The sequence below is a fragment of the Pseudomonas sp. GW821-FHT01E05 genome (assembly GCF_059422425.1).
The window spans coordinates 466,372-484,039 of sequence record NZ_JBWKWW010000004.1; the positions used below are offsets into that span (position 1 = coordinate 466,372).

Annotated in this window: 11 protein-coding genes; 4 read left to right on the top strand and 7 right to left on the bottom strand. The window is 52.4% G+C overall.

Going from position 1 to position 17,668, the window contains the following annotated elements; all coding sequences use genetic code 11:
• Window positions 1–38: 38 nt before the first annotated feature.
• Together AC07W5_RS11430 and AC07W5_RS11435 are read right to left on the bottom strand one after the other, a co-directional pair.
• The gene (locus AC07W5_RS11430) at window positions 39–3,302 is read right to left on the bottom strand and encodes a DEAD/DEAH box helicase (RefSeq protein ID WP_495023376.1); all 3,264 of its coding nucleotides are present in this window, start codon (window positions 3,300–3,302) and stop codon (window positions 39–41) included.
• A gap of 188 nt (window positions 3,303–3,490) precedes the next feature.
• Window positions 3,491–4,822, bottom strand: a complete 1,332-nt coding sequence (locus tag AC07W5_RS11435) for a hypothetical protein (protein ID WP_495023377.1) — start codon at window positions 4,820–4,822, stop codon at window positions 3,491–3,493.
• Window positions 4,823–5,373: 551 nt separating this feature from the next.
• Between AC07W5_RS11435 and AC07W5_RS11440 the strand changes: the two genes are divergently transcribed.
• The 4 genes from AC07W5_RS11440 (at window position 5,374) to AC07W5_RS11455 (ending at window position 9,966) form a co-directional block, all read left to right on the top strand.
• Window positions 5,374–7,062, top strand: a complete 1,689-nt coding sequence (locus tag AC07W5_RS11440; protein ID WP_495023378.1) for a hypothetical protein — start codon at window positions 5,374–5,376, stop codon at window positions 7,060–7,062.
• Between the two features lie 128 nt (window positions 7,063–7,190).
• Window positions 7,191–8,261: a GTP pyrophosphokinase gene (locus AC07W5_RS11445; protein ID WP_495023379.1), complete on the top strand. Its 1,071-nt coding sequence runs from the start codon at window positions 7,191–7,193 to the stop codon at window positions 8,259–8,261.
• Window positions 8,262–8,348: 87 nt separating this feature from the next.
• Window positions 8,349–9,269 (top strand): AbiTii domain-containing protein, encoded by a 921-nt coding sequence (locus tag AC07W5_RS11450; RefSeq protein WP_495023380.1) that lies wholly within the window; start codon window positions 8,349–8,351, stop codon window positions 9,267–9,269.
• Between the two features lie 91 nt (window positions 9,270–9,360).
• Window positions 9,361–9,966 (top strand): hypothetical protein, encoded by a 606-nt coding sequence (locus AC07W5_RS11455; protein WP_248750808.1) that lies wholly within the window; start codon window positions 9,361–9,363, stop codon window positions 9,964–9,966.
• Between the two features lie 1,263 nt (window positions 9,967–11,229).
• On the opposite strand, the gene AC07W5_RS11460 is transcribed toward AC07W5_RS11455, so the two are convergent.
• The 5 genes from AC07W5_RS11460 to AC07W5_RS11480 all read right to left on the bottom strand — a co-directional run bounded on the left by AC07W5_RS11460 (window position 11,230) and on the right by AC07W5_RS11480 (window position 17,443).
• The gene (locus AC07W5_RS11460) at window positions 11,230–12,549 is read right to left on the bottom strand and encodes an outer membrane protein transport protein (protein WP_495023381.1); all 1,320 of its coding nucleotides are present in this window, start codon (window positions 12,547–12,549) and stop codon (window positions 11,230–11,232) included.
• 161 nt (window positions 12,550–12,710) lie between these two features.
• Complete coding sequence (locus tag AC07W5_RS11465; RefSeq protein WP_495023382.1) at window positions 12,711–14,612, bottom strand: acyl-CoA synthetase; 1,902 nt, start codon at window positions 14,610–14,612, stop codon at window positions 12,711–12,713.
• Window positions 14,612–15,568 (bottom strand): fumarylacetoacetate hydrolase family protein, encoded by a 957-nt coding sequence (locus tag AC07W5_RS11470; protein WP_494995371.1) that lies wholly within the window; start codon window positions 15,566–15,568, stop codon window positions 14,612–14,614. Before AC07W5_RS11470 ends, AC07W5_RS11465 begins: the two co-directional genes overlap by 1 nt.
• Before the next feature lie 81 nt (window positions 15,569–15,649).
• Window positions 15,650–16,741: a VOC family protein gene (locus AC07W5_RS11475; RefSeq protein ID WP_495023383.1), complete on the bottom strand. Its 1,092-nt coding sequence runs from the start codon at window positions 16,739–16,741 to the stop codon at window positions 15,650–15,652.
• A gap of 87 nt (window positions 16,742–16,828) precedes the next feature.
• A complete protein-coding gene (locus AC07W5_RS11480) occupies window positions 16,829–17,443 on the bottom strand; it encodes a TetR/AcrR family transcriptional regulator (protein WP_495010183.1) in 615 nt (204 codons plus the stop codon).
• Between the last annotated feature and the right edge of the window lie 225 nt (window positions 17,444–17,668).

Here is a 17,668-nt window from a genome sequence, read left to right on the forward strand (position 1 = left end):
ATTCCTTTCGCTACGACAGCAATGCCTAGTAGTGTAAGTCAAGGGCTGCAGATGATCTTCAGATCGCAGCCGATTGTTTCTTTGAGGTAGACCATCGCGGCCGCGATGACCATGTCCTGGTCTTCGCTACGGCTAGCCGCTGATATCCCTGGCTGCGCGATCAACACCTCCGCTACGATGGATTTAAACCGGCTCTGCCTCAACAACTCGTTAAGCCTAGCCGCATTTCCGTGGAAGAAGCGGGTGGGACGCGCAAACGATCTCAAGCGCTCCTCCCGCCCAAGCAGGTGGCGACAGAGATCCGCAAATCGCCATTTCCATTTGGCGGAGCGCACTGCTTGGGAGCAGACTTCAACGGCATCCTTGATGCGTTCCCCCGCAGTCGCTGCCCCGGAAAACTTGCAGTGGATCATGGCCAACCGGATCACGTCGCCGTCCTCCTTCAGGCACACGAGATCAGCAGCCTCTCCGGCCGAGTCATCATCGAAGACGACGTCAAAATTTCCGTCTATGTAAGCCTGAGCCACCTTCCATTGGATCGAATCTTCACGGGCCGCTCCTTCCTTCCAGTAGCTCTCTTTGGCCAGATTAAAACCAGTCCAATCCCAGGGCTCGAACTGCGCCGCATCAAGGATCAGTTCGCGAGGATTCCGAGGTTCTATAAGTAGATTGCCGTCGAGCTCGCTGAGGTCGATGAAACGAACCAATGGAGGATAACTGCAAAAATATTCATCAAGCCTGCATGTGCGTTTTCCAATGGTGATGGTCAAAGGATCTCCGCTGCTTTGCTGCACCCTGAAACCGAGTTGAGCGTCGAGACGAAGCTCGAACTCGCCAACCGTGATGTCATCCTCAATGGCCAAGGCAAACTGGAACGATGTGGCAGTGAACGAAACGAACGCCAGTTCGAACATGTACAGCGGCTGCGGGTCTTCTTGGGCGGTCGGGCTGAGTACAATCCGCTCCTCCGAGAGACCTAGTATCTCCGCGGGCCACTCAATCGCCAAGACGAGCTTGTCTGTCGGCAATTCTTCAATTTCAGATGGCACAAGCACGTTCGCGATGATGTTTTCGATGTTGATCGTATCATCCAGAAGCTTGGCGCCGACCCGCTGACACCAAGTCAGAAGTGCGGGAATGGAACCTTGGTCTCGTGACCATACTCGGCCCTTGACAGAGCACCCGACCGAAACGCGTGCGCCCTGCTCCCAGCCGGTCCCACTGACATTGTTCTTGACCGAATTGTGCCGCTCCGTCAGCCCCAATGCCTCGTCTACATCTCCTCCGGTATACATAGCGAAGCTGAGATTGCGACGTCCATGTTTTTTAACTCCGATGTTTTGCAGCATCAAACGGTTAATGTGTCCCAGACTACGAAACATCTGTTCGCCGTTGATCAATGCCGCGTTCCCCGTGACGGCTTCAGCAAGCTCAGGAAACAATGAGTCATGATCGGTTGAGGACAAGTACAAAAGGCCCCGCTCCACATCATGGTGTAGGACGAACAATGCCCACTCGCAATCCAGTACGCCTTTGGTATTCGTCCACCGCACACGGGACTCAGCTCTAGTGACGAAATACAGCGTCGGGCTTTCTTCGTGCTGCCATACGGCCTGCAACTTGAGGTTGCCTGGAAGTCCGGTATGGAAACGCTCTCCAGCAAACGCCGATGCTCGGTAAACGGCAGTACTGAACTTCGGCCTGAGCAAATGTGGTGACAGGACTATAGAGTCGGATTGGTCATGATCGTCGAGGCGCCTAGAGGCGCGCAGAAAAGCCACCAGCTCTGCATGGTCCCGAGCAGCTGTCGAACTCATTTCGGAAAGAATGAGGTTCCAGTCCGCGTCTTCACTGTACAAACGCTCCAAGGCATCAGAGACACTCTTGTCTCCAATGTTGGCGACCACTGTCGCATCACCGATACTCTCACCAGCTACACGGGTGAAGCGCCCTACAAATTGAAGCAGGATTGCCAAGCTTCGGTGCATGTCATGTACAGCAGCAACCTTCAACTGCGGCAAGTCAAATCCCTCGCCGAGCATGCCGACACAGATGACGATTTTCGCTTCCCGGCTCTTCAACGCAGCAAGTCGCACTTGTGCTTCATCAGACTCGGAATGGATCAGTACAGGATTGAGATCGCCGGCAATCGCTTGATAAATTCCTGCGACGATGGTGGCTCGCGCGATACTTGAGCAGCGCGCCATTAACAAATGGTCAAGCCCATCGGCCAGATCGTTTCTAAGCTGTATCACAGCCGCCTCGGCAATGACCTGATCAGCCTCTAGTGGATCGACCTGCACCGGCTCAAAGCGAATTGGCTTGAAGTAACCATCATGCTGCGCAGCCCCCAGCGAGTAATTGAAGATGACCTTACCATCCACAAGCTGTGTGTCACGCCGAAACGGCGTGGCAGTGAACTGAAGAGTGTGGACGCCTCGAAACGCATCCTTGAGGTGCGTCCAGCTCGTGGCGGGCACATGGTGTGCTTCGTCCAAGATGAGGGCCTTGCATCGACTGGCAAGGTCTTCCAGGAGCACAGCGGGCAAACCGGCGCCAATTGAGCCAATGGTCGCGACTACAACGTTGCAGTGCTCGAACATGAGCAAATCAGCTTGAGTCTTAGGCCGTTTTTTCATGATCCCGACAATCGGATTGGGCACATCCGGGGGCAGCACACCGATGGCTCGCAACAAGCCGAAGGTAATAAATTTGTTGGCGGTCTGTGATCTAAGGGCATCCCAAGGCACAACCACCAAAAAGGGCTCGCGCGCATAGGCCGCCAACGCCGCCAACATCGTTTCTGTCTTGCCAGTACCTGTTGGCATGACGATGGTGGCTGGTATTTGTTCCAGGCTCCAGTGAGCCCCAATGGCGTGTAGAGCGCCTAATTGAGGGGGACGCAATCCTCCTGACGAGTCCCTTTCACCTGGCTCACGCCGTTCAGCTCGAAACCGTAATGCTCCGTTCCAGAGCGCAGCGATTTCACGAGCATGATTTGCCCGCCCCACCTGTGCTCGATGGCTTTTAAACTCGTCAAGCAGCCGATGCCGAGCCCAACTGAATTTGCCATTGTCCTCAAGAAGCACCCCGTCCACTCCCTCTGGAAGCTGCACATCCTTGCGAGAGGTGACAATCACCCGCTCCTCGTTATCGAAGCGTCTTAGCGGCTGTTTGATTCGCGCCGACACATTGATTGAAGTTTCGGCGACCAGCGAGACCTGCTGTGCTGGACGGATCTGGTGTTGAACAACCCCAACCGAATAACGCTCTTCAAAAACAATTGCAGGCAGCGTGAACATTTACCGTCATCCTTGGCTAGTCGTCACGTGCCCTCGCAAGCAACGGGTCACGTTGATAGCTTGGGCACCAAATTTGAAAGCAAATTGATACTACACCGCTCCGCCGTTGAGTTTCTACGAAGGCAACTTAGAGCCAAGCCGCAACGCGCGATTGCTAAGATGCATTGGAAACCTCAATCCAAAAATGCCTAGCTGATCGCTACACTAAATGTTTCCGGATTGAGCCTCACCAGTTCATCCAGAGCACCATTAGTGTCGAAGCCCGCACGGATGAGCCCCGCGAACTGCTCCATCGCCCAAAGTGAAACATTTCTGCTCAGCGCACCCTGCATGAAGTTGCTAGCTACCCCCTGAACCTCCTCGGTACTCGATTTCGCGCTTAGCTGAGCAAATTTGGCCAGTGCCTGCTTTCCTCCTGTGAACTCGTCAATTTCAAACAAAGTCAGAAACGCCATTCCCACCGAGCCGGCTATGTGATGCTCCGGGCGGTCCCAACATCTGTCTATGCCGCCTTGCTTATCAGCCCATTCGATTTGCTTACGAATTTTGTTGGGAATCGTCGCTGCCGCCTTTTGCCGATTGTAATACTCGCGGTTCGCGAGACTCGCAGCATCCCGGACGACCTTCCACATTACGAACCAGAGCTGAGAAACACTGTACGTATGCAGCCCGAACCGAATGGTTGCCTTGATTTTTTCAATATCCTCATAATCAAGGTCGTGGTTGTAAACCCTGCACTGATCCAGCAAATACCGAAGCACGTCACCCACTGCATAGTCGAGCCAGAGATTGGTCATTACTTCGGGGTCAGTAAACTGTCGCTCGGTGACGGTCTCCAGAGCCTCCGCGCCTCGGCCCAGTAACTCATCAGGAGGTAAAAAGAACTGGAGTGAGCTCGTTATAGCTTGCAGTTTCCCATCGTGGAGATAGTAGGTGCCCGACCTTGCAGCTTCCGGATCGTCCCAAATGACACCAGCCCTGAAAAGGCGTGTCAGGTATGACGTGCCCTCCCAAGGTGTCAGGGCCTCGCAGCTACCTTCAGTGAACGTGCTATGGGCGAGACGAGGAGTGATCAAGGCGTCAATGGCAAGGAGGATGAAGCGTTGATCGTCTGTTAGATCAGCATATGAGATCGACACGGTGCGCATATAGTCAATCCGGCTAGTCAACTGCTTCTGCAGCTCAATCTCCGCCGCCTGCCGCCGCTCAAGCTCCTCCTGCCGTAAGACCCCTGAACACGCCTCACAGGGTGCCTCTGAACGCTGGAACTGCTTTTTGGCGTCAGTCCGACTCGTAACTAGGATCGGGCCTTCACATTTGTTGCAGGCTTGATTCTCGTCGAACGCCTGGCAAAACGTCCGGGCATGTTTAGCTATCAGCCCGGACTGTGTGATTTCGCGAAACGGCACAAGCTCACTCACTTTTTCCAAGTAAACGCCATCTTCATCCATCGCCCAGTAGCGTGTAGCCAGCGCGATTTCTTCTGGATCTTGAGTTAAAAATTCAAGCCTAACTGCCATTTACGATATCTCTCAATATGACTGCGCCCAACCACTTGAGTGGGCTATTCCAAGAAAAGGACCATTCAAACGGAGCCAGGCCGGTCGCGACACCACCGCGCCGACTGTGAGCGAACGCTTACAGCTGTCGGCTCTGGCTTTAGCTAAGCCACAAGCCAAAGCTAGGCGAAGTTACCCCAGCTACCTATGGGATACAGGCGATTAGACCTGCCCGCCCCCGGGCCATCACACGATGGGCAGTCCGAACATCAGTAAACTTCGCTCACAATGATGGCTTAAGCATGGCATGCTAGCAGTGAAAACAGCCAAGGACGCATGCAGCGCTAATGACGATACCAACCTGGTTTATACCTCTCAGTGAAACGTTGAGTGCCACGCTAGTTCGCGGAGCCACCCCTGCTGTGACAAGTCTGACAAGGTACGAAGTAGCGGCGATCCTCTACGTGTTGCAGCTGTCCAAACCTCTCAAACCACCAATGCGATCTCCCATCGAGATGGAGCGGAAATTTGCGGCTTTCCTAGGCCTCCCAAGTGACCAGTTGAGGTCCGCTTTGGCTGAAGCTTACGATCACGCAACCTTCACCGCAGGCCTGGCGCAAGCCGCCGAGTTAGGCATTGGATTGGTTGATAAAGAAACGGTCATTAAGCATCCCTTCATTCGACCAGAAGGTAGTTGGGACTTCGATTTTGCCAACCGTTATAAAGCTGTGTATGGAGCCATTAGGTATGAACATACCCGCCCTAGTGGTCTGATTACAAAGCTGAGCGATCATCAACTTCGATTGATCCACAACATTCGGGCAAACCAAGAAGACTCGATCGAAGCACAAGCACATGCAGGCACCGGCAAGACTTTTGTTTTGGACGAAGTCATGGCTTTGATGCCTGATCGCAGATTCATTTTTCTAGCAGACGCCGAGCCAAAACTCAGGGCAATTCGGGCACGCTTTCCACGAGAAAAAGTGCAAACTTCCACATTCAAAAGTTTGGCAGAGCTACTGTTATCGAAGGGCAACAAAGCTCTCCAAAACAAGATGGTCGGTGAGTCTAGACTGCCTCTGTCTTACTCGGAACTTTCTGAACGGGTAGGCTTTAGCCCTATTGGTAACCGAAGTTCTACACAAGTAGCGGCGCTGTGCTGGTCGGTGATTTTCAAGTTTTGCATGTCTAAAGATCTGAACATTACTTCCCACCACATTCCTCGGGACCAAATTCGATGGCTACGCCCGATTGATCAGGAAGTTGTAGCAGCAGCGGCCGCCAAACTTTGGTACAAAATGACTCAGTTAGATCTAGAAGCTCCCTCTCTTCCGGTCCGTGGTTACCACCGGATCAAACAAATGTCTTTAGTTGGGCTTTACGTGCCCGAAAACATTGACACCGTACTGGTAGACGAGGGCCATGATCTTACGGCGCCAATGGTCGAGCTTCTCGACAGGTCACCGCAAACAGTAATTTCTCTGGGCGACCAGTATCAAAACCTTGAAGGTCAATATGTGCAGCATCATGCAATGATTCGACATCGAGAGATGGCGACTTCGCTGCGTGCAGGGCCTGCGCTCGTGGGATACATCAATCCGCTCCTAGAGATATTTCCTGGTGTTTCTGCCCAACCTTTCTTGGCTGATAGGGCCAAGGAGATGGTTGTAGAGGAGTATCCCGCCAACTCGTTCCCTCGGGAATCGACGGTTATCTTGGTAGCGGATGAGTGGGGGGTGTTCGACTGGCTCGTGCGCAGCCGTGAAATGGCTCAAGGCGCAGCAGTAATAGATTGGGATGAAAAGTTTGAGCTTTTCTTAGACGACTGCCTGAATTTATTTATGCGCAACGAGAAACCGAGGCATGGTGCCATCGCCCGCTATCGAACGTGGGATCAACTTCATGAAGACATGAAATGGAATGATGCATTCCTCAGAGTTGAAAAATGGCTTGGTACCGTTGGTGTTAATTTCGGCGTATCAGGGATTTACAAGCGCGCTGGCATCGATGAACTTTCGAACAAAACTCCTGTGCGCCCATTGCTGGCGACAGTTTTCACAGTTAAAAACTTCGAATTTTCGCGAATGGCGATTTCGGAGGACCTCTATTATTCCCCTGATCTACAGGGCAAAAGGTTGCTTTCCAAAAAACTAGCGCTGCTTTATACGGCGATCACTAGGGCTTCGGGAAAAGTTTACTTTCCCGACACTCATCGCGAATGGATGGCCTGTATCACGTATGCGGCTAGCACCCTGAAGTAAATATTTAACTCCATTTGGAGTTCTTGACGAATTCACGCACCAAGACACGGATAGTTATCAGGCTCAACCGGCGGAGACATTACACAATGTGTGTCGCCTACTTATAGTTAGCATGCCAAGGAGAACAAATGCCATCTCTAGACTTTGAGGTTGAAAAGCAAAGTTTTCGTGATTATTACAATGGAAATCACGGACTTCTGGATGGGGCAAAAAGCTCCTTTATAACCTTGGTTAACTCTCTAATCAGAGCCTCCAGCGACATAGCCCTATCAAAGATAGAAGGTCGCGTAAAGGACAGAGATGAATGTATTAAAAAATTTAGTGAAAAATACAAAGCCAGCCTGGAAGCTAACGCTCAAGAATATCGAATATTAGACCACATTACTGATTTAATCGGTGTGCGCGTAGTTTGCCTATACGAAGATGATATAGAAAAAATTAAAGACCTTCTGAGTGTTCACTTCGAAGTTATAGACATTACAGATAAAATTGCGCAAATTGAGAACACTGAAAACTCATTTGGTTACAAAGGCTTACACCTGGACCTAAAGTTAAACGAAAAACGAAAAGAGCTGCCTGAATATTCACAGTTCGTTGATCTAGGGTTTGAGGTTCAGGTTCGTACGATAATTCAAGATTCATGGAGTGTATTGGATCACAAAATCAAGTACAAAAAATCTATACCAATTAACCTTAAGCGAAGAATTAATTCTTTGGCTGCTCTATTTGAAGTAGCAGACCGAGAGTTCCGAGAAATTCGCAACGCCACGGAAGAAAGTATAAAGGCAGAAGATATTCCTCAGGAGCAAATCACTAGAGAGTCTGATCAAATCGAAGCCGGGGAAGCACCTCCAAGGTTTAAGCCTTCCTCCCTAAATGCATTCAGCTTTTTGAAGATTGCACATCACTTTTTCAACGAGTTCGACTTTGAAGCACGTAAAGTTGATGAATTTACGGAGGAAGTTGTTTCCCTGAAGCCGGATATAAGTCGCGGCAAGTTTAACTTTTACATTCGGGAAAATATATCAAAAGTAAAAAGATACAAAGAATTTTTCGAAGAAACAAATCAAAACGAAAAGCTCAACCCATATGCCGTTATTAGACACTGCCTGTATTTGGGCGATAAGGAAATATTCGCCAAGCTACTATCCGGACAATCCACGGAGACCTTCGAGGTCTGGCTTGCGGATAACGGCTAACAACCAGTTCAAACCGCTCGCGTCGATCGCTGGGACGTGCTACAGCCCGTTCCTTAACCACATGCTAAACGTCTTTCGGAAAAACAAATGTCAGCCAGCAAAAGCGAACACACTCTAGAGCTAGTTCAAGATCTCCTTGATGATCTGGAGCTAAGTAGATCTTCCGGAGAAAGCCTGATTCTAAAAGCATCAAGGTTAGCCAGGATTGTTGGGAGCTCTGAGATCAAGGAATGGCTTGGCTTTGAGCTTGGTGGCTACAAGTCATCTAACGATATCTCCTTGAAATATATGGGTATAACAGGCCGATGGACAAAAAAAGAAGAAAACAAAGGATACTGGGTACCTTTCGCCCAAATAGATGCCTTGATTGAGGCAGAGAAGTCCAAGCTATCCGTTATGCGCATACCAGATTCAGCAGGCGACTATAATCACGCAGTATCAGTTGCTACTAGAGCAATGAATGAAGCCTCGGCCAGTATATCTCGCTATACTGGTATCAGAAGTAAAGTCATCGCGAGATTACACTCTTTCATAACAGACGTTTACTATGAGAAACTTTTCGACAATCTGACAGAGTCGATATTCGAGCAGTATCAGCGCGACGTCGATAGCCTGATTTCGGATAAATGCCACGACGTGCTTGACCAGATACCCTCTGTCATGGAACGACTTAGCCATGGCGAGCAGGAGCCAATCAGTCACGCACTTACAACCTGTAGACGAATTATTGAATCTTTTGCCGATTCGATATTTCCAGCTACTGACGATGTGCTTGATATTAGCGGAAATATCCTAAAGCTAGATGCGGGAAAGCATCAGAATAGAATCAATGCATATATTCATCATCGTTGCGAAAGCAAATCAAGAAAGCAAAAATTTCGCCAAAACCTTGCTAATCTTTTTGATCGGGTATCGACTGGAGTACATCAGGATGTCACTCCAGAAGAGGCGCGCGCACTGTTTCTTAATACCTATCTATTTCTGGGTGAAGTGCTACACCTCGAATGAGAATCTAAACTAGTTCTTCAAATATTTCGCTTCGCTCGAGACGAGCTATACTCCGCCTCATAATCAAACGCTAGGCGAATTAGGAATCTGCATGAACACACCAGATGAGGACGCCCGTGATGAGTGGTACTCTGGAATGGTTGATGAAATATCGGAGCAGGCAATCGATGAGTTCACATTTGATCGTTTACGATCTTACTATGTAAACAATCGAGATTTAGCCAAAAACGCTGTGTTAACCTTTCGCGAAGCCCGCGACATTCTGGCCAGTTCACCATCCTCTGCGCTTGTGCTCTTCACCACGGCAATTGAACTTGGTTTAAAACTCACACTATTGAAGCCTGTAATATATGGACTCGTCCATAATGATTCCGTTGCTGACCTAATTTCAGACCTCGCGGTTAAGCATAATGGGTTTGATAGATTCAAGCCCCTGCTGGCTCGAATCCTTAAAGAGTACGGCGGCATTGACTTCAATTCATTTAAAATTGAAGGACATACCAAAACAATCTGGGAAGAAATTAATGCCTTACAAGGCAGCAGAAACGCCGTTGTGCATAGGGGTGAGCTGGCCAGTAACGATGTTGCTACTCTCGGCAAAAACGTTGCTACCATGATAATGGGTACGTTCCTCCCTTGTGTATTGGCTGGCTTGGGCTTAAAGCTAATAGAGGGCGGAGTGATCGAGAATGCCTAACAAAATGTATGAGTCCGTTCGCTCGGACGGACTCAATCCGGCACCTTAACCTGAGTGTTAGTCAGTGTCCGCAATGGGGAAAACTGCCCTGAACAAATGGTTGCTTTTGGCCGAGGCTGTGTGAAAACGTTTTTCAGCGCGACAGGTACTCAAAAACGGACTGCAAATCGCGCTTCTACGAAAATCCACATCTGCTGACGTGTCGATAAATTTCAGATTTAACGTATACGCGCCCACTTCAATTTTGGCGAAGCGTTTTTACACACTCTGGGCCGGTTTCTGCCTATCGCCTTCTTCCGACTAGGATCGATTGCTACCTGTTGCCCCGACCACTGTAACAAGATCATTGCTTAACATGGATGCGAAGCAAGGTTTCCAGATCGAATACAAGCGGGTGTCAATGGAATGCTATTTCGTGAGGTATTCCAATTGGTATTCCAATCAAAATACAAAACTAATATTAACGATAATAATCAATAGGATAAACTACTGGTTCAAATTACCCCGGCCCACCACTTCATCATCTAAAGACGTCCACGGACGTCTTTTTTTGTGTCTGAAATCCAGTAAATACGGGGCTTTCAGCGCTACGTGGCTCCGCAGAAGTTTTTTGAGTTCCAGCTGTTTTGGTAATCCAGGTGTATTCCTGGCTCCCCGGCCCTCTATTGATCTGGAAGCGATTAGCGAACGACCGGCAATTGCTGATCGGTCGCTCGACTGGTCGTGGATAGGCTGCCCATCAGTCTCACTTGTTCGCCGTCATCTGTCTCAGCGTGGACATTCTCTTGCTGATGAACCTGCTCGAAGAACACCGCCGCAATGGCAAAAAAAGAAGCAGCCAGTGCGCCGCGGACCTGTATGAGCGGGCTTGCCCGCGATCCAGGCGACGTGGTTTATCAGGCGCACCGCTGTGATGCTTTCGCGGGCAAGCACGCTTCTACAGGTCCGCGGTATGACGTCAATGTCCGCTCTGGCCAAAAGCACCGGTGACGACTGGCAGAGCTGGGCCAACAACCGTCTCTTACCCTTGAGTATCTTTCGCAGGGGGCGATCATGAAGCGATTCATTGAAGGTTATGGTACCTGCAAATCGACCGGCACATTTTCGAATGGGTTGTTGCCGACAACCCACCAACTACCGCGAAAGTGTTCGCGACAGTTGGTACTCGTCAAGCCCAAGTTTGGATAGTTGCCTGTCGATTAAAGGTAAACCTTCGGGAGCGCTTGCGAAAATGGGCTCCCTTAAAATGGGGTGTCGTGTCGATTAGTACCGATATGTTGCCTGCACTGAAATTCCATTCGCACTGTTTTCGTAACTGGCACTGTATGCAGGTTGAAGACCGGAGGTGTTCCGCTGATTTACTGAGACTTTGGAATCCCAGAGATAACCATAAGCGAAGTCTATCGTCAGATCGGGATTCGGCAAATAAGCGCCGCCCAAGGTCACGGCTTGGCGGTTGCCAACCGGAATGCGCACGCTGCGATCCGCATTTCCTACTGGCGACGGATCATAGGCGTAGCCTGCGCGCATCAGCCATTGCGGGGTTAATTGATAGGATGCGCCAACCGCGGTGGACCAAGTGTCGTGCCAGTTCAATGGTTCGCCCACACTCCCCAGGCCGACACTCTGACCAGCGGCGGAAACATCGCTGTTGATTGCTTCGAACTTGTCGAGCCGGCTCCAACGTTTCCAGGTGGCCCCCAGGTATCCGGTCCAGCGACTATCGAAATGATGGGTGATGGACGTATCCACTGATTCGGGCATAACAATAGCTATCTTGGCGGGATAACTTCCGTCCACCGGGAGAACAGCCGGGGAGCCGGAAACCGTAGTATGCCCTTTGAGTTGATAGCTCACCTTCGAGTGATAGTTAATCCCCCAACTCGTTGCATCACTCAAGTCGACCAAGAGGCCGACGTTGTAGCCCAATGCCGTGTCATCGCCCTTGATGGTGACCCGTGTGTCCTGGCCGTTGTTCAGAGCGCCGGTGGCCAAGTAGTTCTGAAGTTTTGCATCGAAATGGTTTATGGTCGGTCCGCCACCAATGGACAAGTAATCATTGATCCGATAGGCAATGGTGGGCTGCAGGGTCATCTCCTTGGTCGAGCTATAGGAACCATGGTAGCGGCCCTGAAAAGTGCTCTCGTAGTCATTGATCAGACCACTCGGAGCATAGAGGCCAAGACCAATCGAAAGACGATCATCAAGCGGCGTCGACATATAGAAGAAGGGCACTACCCCCAAAGGTACCGAGTTCCCCTTACTTGTTCCTGCAACACTGCTCTGCGCATCACTGATGTCGTTGCTCACCGAGACGACCGCGGCCCCGCCGGAAATTTCACTGCGCTGCAACTTGGTCAAACCTGCAGGGTTTCCGTAGATGGTGCTGGCGTCCAGCGCGGATGACGACCTTCCCGCATAAGCAGTTCCTGCACTGCTGGCACTTTGTTCGTTAAGGGCAATGCCATTGGCTCCTGCAATTGTAGAGGCGCTGAGTAGTGCCATGGTACTGGTGAACTTAATCCACGCAGCACACTTTCGCTGAGCAGAGAGACACGGGATCGCACGACTATTCAGTTTCATATTCCACCTCTTATTTATTGTTTTTGTTGATTGCACGCAGGCAAGGCTTCGCCTTCCTGTGCACTTGTCAGTGCCGGTTGGAGTTGATCGAAGTTGTGTAAAGGGCCCTGGCTGATTAGTACCAGGGCATGTTTGCTGGACTTACGGAAGCGAATTCGGGCTCATTTAAGCCATTCCACTTGAAAGCTGTAGCGACCTAGAAGGAGGGCCAGGTTTTCCTCATCGGCCCCGGCCCGGATGCATGCGACTAGCCCACGACGACCATCCTGTACCACCTCTACCGCAATCTCCCGCAGACACAGGCGCTCCACTTCCTGCTGGACTACCCTGCCAATCTCACGCTGCTGCAAGGCGGGCTTGAATATCTTGCCTACGGCAGTCAGTGGCAGCGTTTCGAGGATTTCAATGCGCTTGGGAACTGCAGCCCGCTCGCTAATGTTGAGCTGAGCGAACACCTGAAGGTCTTCGGCGTTGCAGGCTTGCCCGGGTCGCAGTTGAACGTAGGCGACCGGCACCTCGCCCGAGTAGGCATCCGGGCTACCGATTGCAGCGGCTAAGGCTACGGCGGGATGTGCCTGCAGCGCCTCCTCGATTTGCTTGGGATCGATATTGTGGCCGCCACGGATGATCAACTCTTTCTTGCGTCCGGTCAGCCAGAAGTAACCCTGTGCATCCTGGCGACCCAAATCGCCCGTATTCAGCCAGCGCTGACCGTCGATATCGATCCAAAGACCCCGGTTATGACTCTCCTCCAGATAGCCATCGAAGAGGTTCGGACCACTGATCGTGATGACGCCGATTTCATCCACATTGGCGTCACGCAGGTACTCTCCAGAATCATTGAGCAAGACCGCGCGCATATTCTGATAGGCGATCCGTATCCCGATGGAGCCCATACGGCGCTCGCCATGGGGAGGATTGACCGAGGAGACACAGGCGCCTTCCGTGAGGCCATAGCCTTCGAGGATCTTCACCCCGGTCCGGCGCTCGAATTCTCGGAAAAGCTCCGCTGGCATTGGGGCGGCGCCACACATTGCATAGCGAAGACTGGATAGGTCGCGACCCTGCCATTCATTTTGCAAAAGTGCAGCATAGACAGTTGGCACGCCGGAAAAGAAGTTGATACCGAAGTGCTCGACCATCTCCCAGAATCGTGGAATCACCCCCTCGCCACGATACCCATGAGGCGTCCCAAGGATCACATGGTCGCCTTGAGTCCAAGGCATCAGTCCAGTAACCAGTTGTCCATTGACATGAAATAGTGGCAGACCACAAAAGATAACCTGGCCACCATTGCGCGGCTGCAAGTGAGCGGCCACGGCCCATGCATTGAACACTTCAGAACCATGGGTGCGCGCGGCGATCTTGGGAAGCCCGGTGGTGCCACCGGTACAGATATAGGAGGAGCATTCATCCGGGCAGATTTGCCGACCGCTCTTCAGGTGCGTGTGCGGCTGAGTATTCATCAGCGATTGCAAATCGTGGATCGCGATACCGCTGTGTAAGTCTCGCTCCTTCAGGGCCGCTGCTCTCAGGGCCTCACGCACAGGTTCGACGACATAGTCCTGCATGCTGACCCAAACGACATGCCTGATTGTTGGTAATTGATCCAGCTGCGAGGCCAATTTTGGCCATAGATCGCTGCCCGCAGTCGGCGCAAGCGTCACCACCACGGTTGCCTTTGCGGCATTCAGCAAGCCAGCCATCTGCTTGGCCTCGAGCAGAGGATTGATCGCCATGACGATGCCTGCCGCCTCGCCGCCCCATATAGTGAAGTGAGTTTCCGGCAAGTTGGGCAGGATAAAGGCAAGCACCTCGCCTGGTTTAATCCCCAGGTCGTGGAAAGCATTCGCCGCGCGGGTTATATCCGCGAAGAGCTCAGAATAGGTCCACTGGTAGATGCGCCTGAAATCGGCGGCATCGGCGAAGAAGCTGAGGGCTGGCGCGTGGGGAGTGCGTTCGACCGCTTGTCGCAACGCGTCGTAGGTACTGGCCGCCAAGCCGCGCTCCGACAAGGGGACTCGTTCGAGACTCTCGATGTCGCTCAGGGTCTGTACCGTCATCAGACTTCCTCCACGACTCGGTTGCGTTGTACGCCGAGGTCGATCACGCCATCGGCGCTGCGAATGCGCGCCTCGACCATGTCACCTGGCTTGAGATACTGCGGCCGGCTCTCCTGCGCCTTGAGGAACAGCTTCCACTTGGTGGCTTCTGGCATCAGGGCCGCAATGCGCTGTTTAGCAGGCGAAGGAACCGTTAGAGCACAGCCGGCAGGAGTGCCGGTGGCGATCAGGTCTCCAGCGGCGAGATCTTGCAGGGAGGAGAGCTCGGTAAGGGTTTCAGCCGGGCCGTAAACCAGGTTGGCCGTGCTGTCGTTCTGTCGTACCTGATCGTTGACCGTCAGGCGCAGTTGCAGTGCTTTCAGGTAATGCATGTCCTTGGCACCCAGAAGGCAGAGGTAGGGGCCGACCGGGCCAAAAGTGCGGAAGCTCTTGCCCTTGTAGAACTGCATCTGGGGAATCTGAATGTCACGAGCCGAGTAGTCATTGACGATGACGACGCCTGCGATGAACTCATGCAGATTGGCGTCGGTGACAGTAACAGCGCCGGTGATCGCGCGTTTCATCACCAGCCCCAGTTCGATCTCGTAGTCAAGGAAGCGCACGGTGCGCGGCTTGATCAGGTCGCTGTCAGCCGCCACCAGGCAACTCGTCGCCTTGGTGAAGATCATGTTGAATTTCTTCGCATCCGGGTCCATGCCCGACTCGATCATGTGCTGACGGTAGTTGGCGCCCTGGCAGACGAACTGCTGGTTACGGGTCACCGGCGACAGCAGTTTCACTTCGCCTTCATCCAACTCCGCACCTTTCATTCGAGCGAGGTCGTCGAGACTGTTCTGGCGAATGAAGTCACCGGTGGTTTCAAAAGCACCGGGGACAACAGTGATACGGCCTTGGCGTAGCACGCCCCAGTGGATACCGTTCTGAAACTCAAAGCGGACTACGTGTACAGCAGACATTGAAGGTACTCCTGGAGCAGCGTTGTCCCGCGCGCGGCGGCGCGAGAACTGTGGTGTTGTTCTGAGGAAGGGCTGGCGGATCTACCCGAACATCCGCATCAGCGTTATCAACTTGCGAACTGTCAGGTCCGGGCTGCGTCGCAGGTTACGGATCAGCGCACGCAGACTGGTCAAGTTCATCTTGGGCTTTGTAAAACTCTTGGGCATACGCTGCCCCCACTGCGCCATTGCCTCGGGGCTCACGGGATGAATGCCTGTACGCTGTACGGCCGTGAAGATATCCCCGTCGCAGTAATGCTCGTGCTTATCGCCCCAAGGGTCTTGCCAGTAATCGAAGATCTGACTGCCCAGGATGTGCCGGCCAATTCCCCATGAGTGCTCCCAACCCCGCTCCCGCAGGACGCGCTGCCCCATGCCCACCGCGTCTGCATCGACGACCTCATAGGCGCTATGGCTATAGGTAGCCATGAACCCTTGCGCTATCGCGAGCGTATGGTGAGCCGTTGGAATATCACCGAGGTCAAGGCGCATGAAGGCGACGATAGGTGTGCCGTCGGGGAGTACCTGCACATCGCTGGGAATAAACCCGAAATGCTGCGTATACCAGGCACAGGTCGCCTGGTAGTCGGCCACTTCAATCACGACGTGGCCAAGTTTGAGTACTTCAGGCGGTGCAATCGGCGGGCGCTGCGTGGAGTTGATGCGCGGCTGCTCTTGCGCCAGATTCCAAGGAAGTGGGGCTCTGTGTACCAGCGTTTTACTTTGAGCCTGGTCGCAAACAGCTTCCACAATGAACCCGGAAGGATCGGTCAGCCTGACGTAATGTCCGCCTCCAGGATGTACCGATTTCTCGACCGCTGACGCGCCTGGGATTCGAGCCAGCTTTTGCAGATCCTTGAGAGACTGGACTGCCAGTCCGAACCCGACAAAGCGTGCATGTTCTGCACGATGGACACGGTAACAATAGGGAGCCGGTTCAGTGGCGCGCAGATAGAGCGTATCGGCGTTCTGATGACTGACCGTCAAGCCGAAGTCAGTCAGGAAACGCGCCGCCTCGTTCAAGTCCGGCCGTTGAAAGATCAAGTGAGTCAGATCCTGGGCCTTCACCGTCGGCTGCGGATGCCGGGCAGGATGTTGTGTCGCCAACTGGGGCATTTCATTTTTGTTGTTCATTGTTCTTGTTTTCCGGTTTTTCAGGGCAAAGCGATCCCGACCCCCTGAAAATGCCAGAGGTGTTTTTTGTTGAGTCGGTTACCGCGCTCAGTCGAGAGGGGGAAGTGCCGGCAACTCTTTGGTCGCCAGCGCTCGCGCCTCCCCTGCCGGCACACCCAATGCCCGCAGCACTAGCTCGGCCGTGTCAGAGCCCGATTCGCGCCACGTTCTGTGCCCTTCCAGCACCAGGAAAATTGAGCCGAGGACGCTGCTCGATATTAGCGTCAGTATTGAGAGCAATTGCTCCTGCGCAAACGTGTACCGCCCACTGGAAAGTCCGCTCAGAAGATCCGTAGTCGCCTGGCTGCTAAACATTTCGCGCAACGAAGAGTTGCTCATGGCGAATTTATGTATGAACGCCCCCCACTGGGGGTCCTCGTGAGCTCGACGAATGAAGAATCGAATGCCATTGGCAAGGCGCTGAGCCGGATCGGAGAGGGAGTTGAAGCTCTTGTTGACGCGCTCATGCATCTCCCTCGCGAGATAGCCGGCGACTTCCTCGAATAGGCTTCCCATGCTGTCGATATTGCTATAGATCGTTCCGCGCGCCACTCCTGCCTCTTGCGCAAGGTCGAGGATGTTCACCTCAGAGGTGCCTTTTTCAGCGAACAGGCGAAAGGCGGCTTGATGAATGCGGCGCTGTATCGGATTTAGGGATTCCACACTCTCTCTCCAGAATTACCTTATGGCCGAATTGAACACTCGTGTTCAGCTGCCGTCAACAAGGATTTTTGAATCAAGAGCGCGTCTCACAATAAAAACCGTTCTATGCCTCATGAATCTGGAGGTTATGAGTGATATGGCAAGGTCCATGGAGGGTCTTTAGATTTCTACATATTGACTTAAATGAACACGCGTGTTCATCTGCGTCGTGCTTCTGGCCCATCT